A 9824-nucleotide genomic window follows, 5' to 3' on the forward strand; every position below is an offset into this window, starting at 1 on the left:
TTCTCGCTATTTATTGATTCGGATAAACGGAAGTACTAGAAACAGCGGGATACAGCAGAGCATCACCCAAATGAAGAAGTGCTGGTAACCGATACATTCCTGAATCCATCCTGAAATCATGCCAGGCACCATCATGCCGAGTGCCATAAATCCGGTACTGATAGCATAGTGGGATGTTTTATATTCTCCTTCGGCAAAAAGCATCAGATACATGGTATATCCGGTAAATCCGAATCCGTAACCAAACTGTTCGATGGCAACACAGGTGTTGATAATGGCGAAGTTGTCTGTTTGTACGTATGCCAAATAGAGATAAACTAGATTAGGAAGCGAGATGGCGAGAGCCATTGGCCAGATCCAACGTTTTAGGCCGTGTTTCGAAATGGCAATACCTCCGGCAATTCCTCCTAATAGCAGGGCAATGACACCGATGGTTCCATAGACAAATCCTACTTGACCAGTGCTTAATCCCAAACCACCTTTCTCAGGCTGATCCAGGAGGAACGGAGATGCCAGTTTAACCAATTGCGATTCACCCAAGCGGTATGTCAACATGAAGAGGAGAGCCGGTATAATTCCTTTCTTGGAAAAGAACGACGAAAAGGTCTGTACGAACTCTTTCCAGATACTATGAATGGTGACACCACTTCGCAGCTTGTCGGATGAAGGTTTCGGCAGGATGAATTTATGCCAAAGGGCAAGCGCGATGAAAATTCCTGCCATGACAAAGAAAACCAGGCTCCAGGCCATTGGGATATGACCGGTTGTTTTCTCTAACCAACCGGCCAGCATAACCAGCAAGCCTTGTCCGGTGATCATGGCAATGCGGTAACAGGTATTTCGGATGCCGATAAAGAACGCTTGTTGTTCTTCATTCAGTCCGAGCATATAAAACCCATCGGCTGCAATGTCGTGGGTAGCAGAGCAGAAAGCCATCACCCAAAAGAAGGCAAGCGTTGCCTGGAAGAAGAAATCTCCGGGCAAGACAAATGCGATTCCGGCCATTCCGCCACCGATCAGTACCTGCATGATCCAGATCCACCAGCGCTTTGTTTTGATCAGGTCCACAAACGGACTCCAGAGAGGTTTAATTACCCAAGGGAAATATAACCAGCTTGTATAAAGAGCAATGTCCGTATTGGAAACATCGAGTCGTTTGTACATAATGACGGATAACGTCATCACGGCTACATAAGGCAGACCTTCAGCGAAGTATAATGAAGGAATCCAATTCCAAGGAGATTTCTTTGTTGTCATCATGTTTCAGGTATTAGTCTGGTTGGTATTTCAATTACAAATTTATCTGAAATGAATCTTGATCGTTGGCTACTGGAAACTTCCTACGAAAAGAGGCCAGCTTGTCGGCAGATAAGGTACGGGTGAGTAAACACTGCTTACGGTTGTAAGCACATCCCATTCTTTCACCTTTGGGAGAGAACAGAACGGAACCACCGATGTAATTGAATCCTTTTCCGTCTACACCAGTTCGGTTCACTCCACAAACATAAGTCTGGTTTTCGATTGCGCGGGCTTGGAGCAAAGGTTGCCACACCGAAGAACGTACTTCGGGCCAGTTGGCCATATAAATCAGCAGATCGTAGGCATGATCCTGATTTCGGCTCCAGACAGGAAAGCGCAGATCATAACAAATCTGCAGACAAATATTCCATCCCCGGTAAGAAATGATCGGACGTTTGCTTCCGGCTGTGTAGATCTTTGTTTCACCTGCCATGCTGAACAGATGACGTTTGTCATAGTAATAAGTCTGTCCATCCGGTGTAATGAAAAAGGCACGGTTATAATAATGACCATCTTCGCAAGCGATGAAACTTCCTGTGACAGCCATATCCAAAGATGACGCCCAACATTTAACGGTAGAAATGGTTTCCCCGTTTACATCTTCAGCCAGCGATTGGGCATTCATGGAAAAACCGGTCGTAAACATTTCCGGCAGTACCACTAAATCCGTTTTCCCTTTATTCCCTTTTAAGCGGGATTCGCAAGCTTGTAAATTCTTTTCCTTCTGTTCCCATTCGATGGGAAACTGCAGGAGGCTTATGCGCAAATCATTTTCCATTTTCCTAATAAAAGATACGAGTTTCGTTTTCGGAATAAACGAGAATCAAAAGTAATTCTCACGAGTTTCGTTTTTCAACTTCGTTGGTTCTAAAAAACAAACCGGACGAGAACTAATCCAGTCCGGTTTGTTTTTTATGCTGGGATGATGGACTAACCACCGAAACATTCCGGATGGCAAGCTGTAACCCCTTTGTATTTCTCGCGGATAGCAGCCAGATCCTGGTCGGCATTACCCGTTGGATAAAATATCTCTTTAATACCTACTTCCTTTTTCCCGTAATCCATGTATCCTATTAATATGGGAACTTGTGCTTTAAGGGCGATGTAGTAAAATCCTTTTTTCCATTCATCAACCCGCTTTCGCGTTCCTTCAGGAGTAATGGCTACCTGAAATCGGTCGTGTGTCTGAAACATTTCAACTACTTGGTCGGTTAGTGACGTCCGTTTGTCTCGATTAACCGGAATTCCTCCCATACTCTTAAAAATCAGATTTAAGGGGAAGAAAAACCAATCCTTCTTCATTAAGAAACCAGCTGTCAATCCAATAGATGTATAAAACAATTTCCCGATGACAAAATCCCAGTTGCTTGTATGTGGAGCTACACATATGACACATTTCGGGAGTTCTACACCATTGTGCGGTCCCAGTTTCCAGCCAAACCAGCGAAGAAGAGCTCTACAAATAACTTGCATCATGCTTATTTGTTTAATTCGCCAATTTCAGTAGCAATGGCATCGATTTCCTTTTGCAGGTCTTCTCTAAGTTTTTTGTAATAAGCTTTTACCAGTTTTGCATTGTCCTTACCATCCGGTTTGCCGGCACGGCAGATAAAGTTATCTTGCATATCCAGAATCCGAGCCATGATAGAATCTGCAGCCTCAGGATTCGTACCCGGAAGATACAATTTACAAAACATTGCTTCTAGAAATAGATTACCAGCCGTATAGCCGATTTCTTTCTTTAAAATTCTTCTTTTAGCCATAGTCGTTTTATTATTAGAATATCACAAAGCTACAAAATTTACAATTAAATATAAAAGCCTAATCCAAAAAAGCGTAAAAAAGATTATCTTTGCGCTCAGAAAATCATACCATTAAAAGAACTACAGAATGAACAATACAGAGACTACGCCAGAATATGTATTTGAAAGTAGTTGGGAAGTTTGTAATAAGGTTGGCGGAATCTATACGGTTCTTTCGACTAAAGCGCATACTTTGCAACAGATGTTGAGTGATAAGATTATTTTTATCGGACCCGATATTTGGGATAAAACTCAACCATTGGATTTTGTAGATGATCTTAATTTGTTTACCGACTGGAAGCAACATGCAGAATCTACGGAAGGTCTACGGGTGAAAATAGGGCGTTGGAATGTGCCAGGAATGCCTCCTGTCATTTTGGTTGATTTCAAGCCATTCTTCCCGGAAAAAGATGCGTTGTACTACATGATGTGGGAACATTTTCATGTCGATTCTATTCATGCATACGGAGATTATGACGAATCTTGTATTTTTGCCTATGCGGTAGGAAAGGTCATAGAAAGCTTTTATCATTATTATAAATTGGAAAATAAACCGGTTGTCGCTCATTTTAATGAGTGGATGCTGGGAATGGGGGCTTTGTATGTAAAGAAACAATTGCCGAAAGTGGCGACAATTTTTACTACACACGCTACATCTATCGGTCGTTCCATTGCCGGAAACAACAAGGCGTTGTATGCCTATATGGACGGATATAACGGAGATCAGATGGCATATGAGCTGAATATGGAAGCCAAACATTCTATAGAGAAACAGACAGCTCATCAGGTCGATTGTTTTACTACGGTAAGTGATATTACGGCTCGTGAGTGCGAACAGTTGCTGGATAAGAATCCGGATGTTGTAACTCCCAATGGATTTGAACCGAACTTTGTACCTGAGGCTAGAGAATATGCCGTAAAGAGAGCTGAAGCCCGTAAAACGTTATTGAATATGGCCGAGAAGTTATTGGGATATCCGATAGATCCGGATGCATTACTGATTTCTACGAGTGGCCGTTATGAATACCGCAACAAAGGTATTGACGTATTTATTGAAGCCATGAATCGGGTTCGTACCAGCGGACAGTTGCAACGTGAAACGATCGCCTTTATCATGGTTCCTGCATGGGTACGGGATGTACGTTCGGATTTGAAGAAAGCAATCGAAATGGATTATCCGAATAAAGAGCCTATGCAATGTCCTTTCATTACACATTGGTTAAATCAGATGCAGGATGACCGGGTAATGAATTACATAGGATATGCCGGCTTTACGAATGCAAAGGATGAAAAGCTGAAGATTATTTTTATTCCTTGCTACCTGGATGGGAAAGATGGTATTCTGAATAAGCCATATTATGATATTCTGATCGGTATGGATGCAACGGTTTATCCTTCTTATTACGAACCATGGGGATATACTCCGTTGGAAAGTATTGCTTTTGGAATTCCTACTATTACTACGAATCTGGCTGGTTTCGGCTTATGGGCCCAGAAAGCTGGTGTATCCGGAAAGGATATAAAAGAAGGAGTTGTGGTGATAGACCGTACGGATTTCAATTATTTCGAGGTAGCAACAGAGATAACCAACCAGATCTTGGCCTTGGCAGATATGGAGGATGAAAAGTGGAAAAACATGATTAAAGATAATTGTTTCGCTTTGGCTCAAAAGGCAGAATGGACAAGATTCATTTCTTACTATAAGGAAGCTTTTTCAGTTGCGTTAACTCATGCGAAAGCAAGGAATTCTTGAAAACATTCAATTTCAATCAAATAAATTGCGTATCTTTGTCGCCGTTTGATAAATATATCAAAATAGAAATAAATAAAAGAAACATAAACTAAACTTCACGATAATGAAAATCAAATCAAATGATCCTATTTGGAAGGATGTTTATTCTCAGTCTAAATTGCCCGCCTCTTTAGAAGGGTTGAAAGAAATGTCTACCAATCTTTGGTGGGTGTGGAATCATGAAGGAGCAAAGCTATTTGGAAAAATAGATCCTGCTCTGTGGAAGAAAACAGAAGGAAATCCTGTTCAATTATTGCAGAACCTATCTTTTCAGCGGACAGAAGAAATATTGGCTGATAAAGAATTGATGGCTGAAATCACAAAAGTTTATGCTGATTTCAAAGCTTATATGAATGTGAAGCCAGATCAAACCAAACCGTCTGTTGCTTATTTCAGCATGGAATATGGTTTGACGAATGTTTTGAAAATTTATTCAGGTGGTTTAGGTGTTTTAGCCGGTGACTATCTGAAAGAAGCAAGTGACAGTAATGTCGATATGTGTGCTGTTGGTTTCTTGTATCGTTATGGTTACTTTACACAAACCTTATCGATGGACGGCCAACAGATTGCTAACTATGAAGCACAGAACTTTAATTCTCTTCCATTGGTTCAGGTTATGGAAGAAAATGGTGAACCGATGGTATTGGAAGTTCCTTATCCGGGACGTACGGTTTATGCACATATCTGGAAAGTTAGTGTAGGTCGTGTTCCTTTGTATTTAATGGATACGGATATACCGCAGAATAGTGAATGGGACCGTTCAATTACTCACCAATTGTATGGTGGTGATTGGGAAAACCGTATGAAACAGGAATATCTGTTGGGTATCGGTGGTATCATGATGCTGAACAAGCTGGGTATCAAGAAACAGATTTATCATTGTAATGAAGGACATGCTGCTTTGATCAATGCACAGCGTTTGGTTGACTATATTCAGAAAGAAGGTTTGTCATTCAATCAGGCATTGGAAGTAGTTCGTGCATCTTCACTTTACACTGTACATACGCCGGTTCCTGCTGGACATGACTATTTTGATGAAGGTCTGTTTGGGCGTTATATGGGTGAATTCCCGAACAAATTAGGAATTAGCTGGCAGGAATTCATTGACATGGGACGTGTGAACCCGGGTTCAAATGAAAAGTTCTGTATGAGTACTTTCGCATTGAATACTTGTCAGGAAGCTAATGGTGTAAGTTGGTTACACGGAAAGGTTTCTCAAAGAATGTTTGCTCCTATCTGGAAAGGTTATTTCCCCGATGAATTACATGTTGGATATGTAACGAATGGTGTTCATATGCCTACTTGGGCCTCAACAGAATGGAAAGAGTTCTTCTATAAGAGATTCCATAAGAACTTCTATGCTGATCAGTCTAATCAGAAGTATTGGGAAGCTATCCAGACAATGCCGGATGAGGAAATTTGGAATATCCGTCAGACATTGAAGAACAAGCTGATCAAATACATCAAGAATGAATATAAGACTACTTGGTTGAAGAATCAGGGAGATCCTGCTAAGGTAGTTTCTATTTTGGAAAAGATCAATCCGAATGCTTTGTTGATTGGTTTCGGTCGTCGTTTTGCTACTTACAAGCGTGCACATTTGTTGTTCACAGACTTGGATCGTTTGGCTAAGATCGTCAACAACGAACAGTTCCCGATTCAGTTTGTATTTACAGGAAAAGCTCACCCGGCTGATGGTGGTGGACAAGGATTAATCAAGCATATTATTGAGATTTCTCGTCGTCCTGAATTCCAAGGTAAAATCATTTTCCTTGAGAATTACGACATGCGCTTAGCACGTCACTTGATAGCTGGTGTGGATGTGTGGTTGAATACTCCGACTCGTCCGTTGGAAGCTTCAGGTACATCAGGTGAAAAAGCAGAAATGAATGGTGTATTGAACTTCTCTGTCTTAGACGGATGGTGGTATGAAGGTTATCGCGAAGGTGCTGGTTGGGCATTGACAGATAAGCGTACTTATGAAAACCAGCAGTATCAAGATCAGTTGGATGCCGCTACTATCTATCAGATGTTAGAATCAGAAATAATACCAACCTACTATGCTAAGAATAGTAAAGGTTATTCTCCTGAATGGATTCAATACATCAAGAATTCAATGTCTCAAATCGCTTACAATTATACAATGAAGCGTATGTTGGACGATTATATTGATCGTTTCTATAAGAAGCTGGCTACTCGTTCAGCAGTCCTGGTGAAAGATAATTATGCTAAAGCCAAGGAAATTGCAGCATGGAAGGAAGAAGTTGCTGCTCATTGGGATTGTTTTGAAGTAACTTCATTTACGAGTGATGCTGAATTTGCTGTTAACGGACCTGTTGTAGGTAAGGAAAGTACCTTCAGCCTGGTAATTGATCGTCATGAGTTGTCTGGTATGTTAGGCGCTGAAGCAATCATTACTAAGGAAGATCCGGAAAAGCATCAGACGGTTATTATCGAGAAGAAAGAATTCGAGCTTAAGAAAGAGGAAGGTACAAATATGTACTTTGAATTGAAGATTACTCCGACAGAAGCAGGAAATCATAAGTTAGGTTTCCGTATCTTCCCGAAGAACCCGAACTTGCCTCACCGTATGGACTTCGCTTTTGTACGTTGGATTCAGTTATAATTGACGATATAAAGCGTAATTTCGTACTATAAATACATAAAAAGAGTACATCTTTTGGAAGGTGTACTCTTTTTTGTATGATCTGATTTGATAAAATCGGATATTTTATTATCTTTGCTTTGTCGGAAAAGGGGTATTAGCTCATCTGGCTAGAGCGTTAGACTGGCAGTCTAAAGGTGATCGGTTCGAGTCCGATATACTCCACATTATATATATCATCTAATACTATCTAATATCATCTAAATATTATAATCAATACAATACATTATTTTCATATCATCTAAATATTTTCTAGTATCATCTAACGATCGTAATAATAGTCCTCGTTTTATTGCTCGATTTATGATTTAGTCCCTGTCTAAATAAATTCATTCACGGTGAACGGATTATCCATATTAAATTTATCTATAAGCAATAGAATGACTTATTTTTGTTTGAACAAAAAAATATAATATGAATATTGTAAAAATAACATTTAAAGTTGGGCAGAAAATATATGAGTTTGGCCCTACGGGAGAGTATGAAATATCAAATCTATCTGGAGAAGATTTGATGAAGTTCAAAAAATATTTTGTAGAGAACTACAAAATGATTTTTGGAATCTCTGTTCCAACGGAGTGGATTATTTAAGGGATATGCGGTTGATAAAATCATCCGCATATCTTATTTATATACTATTTCAGTTATAGCAAGTAGATAAAATTCCTTACCACACTCTCCAATATCCTCCTACACCAACATAAGGAGATAAACCATTCCGTCCGATTCCATAACCGGCTATCACACCGATCCCCCATCTGCGAGGTTTCTCCCGGATGATGATCTTTTCCGGATATACCCATACGCTATCCAATGACGGCTTATAACCAGATACCCAAGCACGATAGTTTTCTGTTTGGTATTCCTTCTGCGATATGGGAACAGGAATATAAACTGTCTCGTGGATCGTATCGCCATCCAGGGTTATATAGACAGGGAACAGTTCTGGTATTTCTTGCACAACAGTCTCGATCACTGGATAAGGAATACTGTCGCGAAGTGTGTCACGGAAGTGTGATGTATCAGCTGCAGACGTGAAGCCCCGTGTTCCCCGTCTCCCATAACCGTAACCAATTACAGAACATATTGCTGCTGTCAGCAATATGATGAGTATAGCTTGCCAAGCTTTCATAGCAATTCCCAGCCATCAATCACATCACACATATCCGCCTCCTGTCCGTTCTCGACCTTCGACATAGCGGCGACTATTCGGATCATCATCTCCCTGTTATCTGTCCGGATTGGATCGTCAGCGGGGATTCCAGATCTATCCGACACGACAGATATATAATTTCCCGTATCATTCTCATTTTCCGGAGCCCATCTACCGATCATCTGACGGATCGTGTTCAGCTTATAATTTACCTGATAATTGCGTAGGATCTTGAATATAGCCCGATAACCGTAAGCCATGCTCTCAAATTGCTTGAACTCCTTGTCTCGTGATGGAATAACCTCACCCTGGAACTTATCCCCGTTAATCCGAATATTACCCGGATTGTTATTTCGATAACCTCTTGGTTTATTTGCCATAACCTTAACCATTTAACCTGTGATAAAAATCCAACTTGATATTCTCATAGACAGCCGACACGTTCGTGTACGCCCGGCCGTTATTGGCCCCGGACTCATTGTACAACTCACCCTCGACAACCTTGGCCACCCATTCCACCCATTCCGGGTTCGTGTACTCGGACAGCCGCTTACCCCTGTACCTATAGGAATCAAACCGGCTATTTCGGTCCTCATACATGTTCGTCAGCAATGTCCGGATCTTTTTGGCTGTCGCCTCCCTATCAGCGATATGGTTCTCTTCCCGAACCCTCTTGATCAATCTGCAGACCTTCTCCGTGGCCAGGTCAAAGTAGACACTGCTTGTATTTTTTATACGAAGCTGCGTTTCCGGAATCAAACCTTCCGCAATATCAACCATAGTCTCGAGATTCCTATTTGCCTTCTCCTGTACATCTGTGATCTTCTCACCAAATTCAGTAAAAATACGTTCTGTCAGGTTCTTGTAAGACACCATATTCCACACTAATACCCCTATGGCGAATACGAGGAAAAAAGCCGCTATGACCACCAATATACCATACTCGCTAATGCCTTTCGCAACTTGTAATGCCGCTTCTGTCTGTTCCATGCTTTCCTGATAAAGGGCGGCCTGTCACACCGCCCAATTGATAACCTAAACTACCTAAAACTTAATCCAAATGAATTACTTCATCTTTCGGCTTGAATAATTCCCAAACAACCTTTACCAAGT

Annotated in this window: 10 protein-coding genes and 1 tRNA gene; 4 read left to right on the forward strand and 7 right to left on the reverse strand. The window is 41.0% G+C overall.

What is annotated here, in order from left to right:
- Positions 1-6 precede the first annotated feature (6 nt).
- The 4 genes from MUN53_RS14275 to MUN53_RS14290 form a co-directional block, all read right to left on the reverse strand.
- Complete coding sequence (locus tag MUN53_RS14275) at positions 7-1260, reverse strand: AmpG family muropeptide MFS transporter (protein ID WP_243326131.1); 1254 nt, start codon at positions 1258-1260, stop codon at positions 7-9.
- A gap of 31 nt (positions 1261-1291) precedes the next feature.
- A complete protein-coding gene (locus tag MUN53_RS14280; RefSeq protein WP_243326132.1) occupies positions 1292-2077 on the reverse strand; it encodes an amidohydrolase in 786 nt (261 codons plus the stop codon).
- 152 nt (positions 2078-2229) lie between these two features.
- Positions 2230-2775, reverse strand: a complete 546-nt coding sequence (locus MUN53_RS14285) for a 1-acyl-sn-glycerol-3-phosphate acyltransferase (RefSeq protein WP_243326134.1) — start codon at positions 2773-2775, stop codon at positions 2230-2232.
- A gap of 2 nt (positions 2776-2777) precedes the next feature.
- Positions 2778-3062, reverse strand: a complete 285-nt coding sequence (locus MUN53_RS14290) for a hypothetical protein (protein ID WP_243326137.1) — start codon at positions 3060-3062, stop codon at positions 2778-2780.
- Between the two features lie 127 nt (positions 3063-3189).
- Between MUN53_RS14290 and MUN53_RS14295 the strand changes: the two genes are divergently transcribed.
- The 4 genes from MUN53_RS14295 (at position 3190) to MUN53_RS14310 (ending at position 8149) form a co-directional block, all read left to right on the forward strand.
- Complete coding sequence (locus tag MUN53_RS14295) at positions 3190-4854, forward strand: glycosyltransferase (RefSeq protein WP_243326139.1); 1665 nt, start codon at positions 3190-3192, stop codon at positions 4852-4854.
- A 103-nt stretch (positions 4855-4957) separates the two neighbouring features.
- Positions 4958-7519 (forward strand): alpha-glucan family phosphorylase, encoded by a 2562-nt coding sequence (gene glgP / locus MUN53_RS14300; RefSeq protein WP_243326140.1) that lies wholly within the window; start codon positions 4958-4960, stop codon positions 7517-7519.
- 130 nt (positions 7520-7649) lie between these two features.
- Positions 7650-7723 (forward strand) — tRNA-Ala (locus MUN53_RS14305).
- 249 nt (positions 7724-7972) lie between these two features.
- Positions 7973-8149 (forward strand): hypothetical protein, encoded by a 177-nt coding sequence (locus MUN53_RS14310; RefSeq protein ID WP_243326142.1) that lies wholly within the window; start codon positions 7973-7975, stop codon positions 8147-8149.
- Between the two features lie 76 nt (positions 8150-8225).
- Here the strand turns inward: MUN53_RS14310 and MUN53_RS14315 are convergent, their stop codons facing one another.
- From MUN53_RS14315 to MUN53_RS14325, 3 genes are read right to left on the reverse strand one after another with little or no spacing between them, the layout of a single operon-like run.
- Positions 8226-8690: a DUF6808 domain-containing protein gene (locus tag MUN53_RS14315; protein WP_243326143.1), complete on the reverse strand. Its 465-nt coding sequence runs from the start codon at positions 8688-8690 to the stop codon at positions 8226-8228.
- Complete coding sequence (locus MUN53_RS14320) at positions 8687-9091, reverse strand: structural protein P5 (RefSeq protein ID WP_243326145.1); 405 nt, start codon at positions 9089-9091, stop codon at positions 8687-8689. The genes MUN53_RS14315 and MUN53_RS14320 overlap by 4 nt, the downstream gene beginning before the upstream one ends.
- A gap of 4 nt (positions 9092-9095) precedes the next feature.
- Positions 9096-9701 carry a hypothetical protein gene (locus tag MUN53_RS14325; protein ID WP_243326147.1) on the reverse strand — a complete coding sequence of 202 codons (606 nt, stop codon included), beginning with the start codon at positions 9699-9701 and terminating at the stop codon, positions 9096-9098.
- Between the last annotated feature and the right edge of the window lie 123 nt (positions 9702-9824).

The sequence above is a fragment of the Parabacteroides faecalis genome (assembly GCF_022809355.1).
Classification (GTDB): Bacteria; Bacteroidota; Bacteroidia; order Bacteroidales; family Tannerellaceae; genus Parabacteroides; species Parabacteroides faecalis.

What these genes read in the sequence shown, in the direction of transcription:
- MUN53_RS14275 (WP_243326131.1), bottom strand. Translation starts at nt 1,260, where the DNA reads ATGATGACAACAAAGAAATCTCCTTGGAATTGGATTCCTTCATTATAC.
- MUN53_RS14280 (WP_243326132.1), bottom strand. Translation starts at nt 2,077, where the DNA reads ATGGAAAATGATTTGCGCATAAGCCTCCTGCAGTTTCCCATCGAATGG.
- MUN53_RS14285 (WP_243326134.1), bottom strand. Translation starts at nt 2,775, where the DNA reads ATGATGCAAGTTATTTGTAGAGCTCTTCTTCGCTGGTTTGGCTGGAAA.
- MUN53_RS14290 (WP_243326137.1), bottom strand. Translation starts at nt 3,062, where the DNA reads ATGGCTAAAAGAAGAATTTTAAAGAAAGAAATCGGCTATACGGCTGGT.
- MUN53_RS14295 (WP_243326139.1), top strand. Translation starts at nt 3,190, where the DNA reads ATGAACAATACAGAGACTACGCCAGAATATGTATTTGAAAGTAGTTGG.
- glgP (WP_243326140.1), top strand. Translation starts at nt 4,958, where the DNA reads ATGAAAATCAAATCAAATGATCCTATTTGGAAGGATGTTTATTCTCAG.
- MUN53_RS14310 (WP_243326142.1), top strand. Translation starts at nt 7,973, where the DNA reads ATGAATATTGTAAAAATAACATTTAAAGTTGGGCAGAAAATATATGAG.
- MUN53_RS14315 (WP_243326143.1), bottom strand. Translation starts at nt 8,690, where the DNA reads ATGAAAGCTTGGCAAGCTATACTCATCATATTGCTGACAGCAGCAATA.
- MUN53_RS14320 (WP_243326145.1), bottom strand. Translation starts at nt 9,091, where the DNA reads ATGGCAAATAAACCAAGAGGTTATCGAAATAACAATCCGGGTAATATT.
- MUN53_RS14325 (WP_243326147.1), bottom strand. Translation starts at nt 9,701, where the DNA reads ATGGAACAGACAGAAGCGGCATTACAAGTTGCGAAAGGCATTAGCGAG.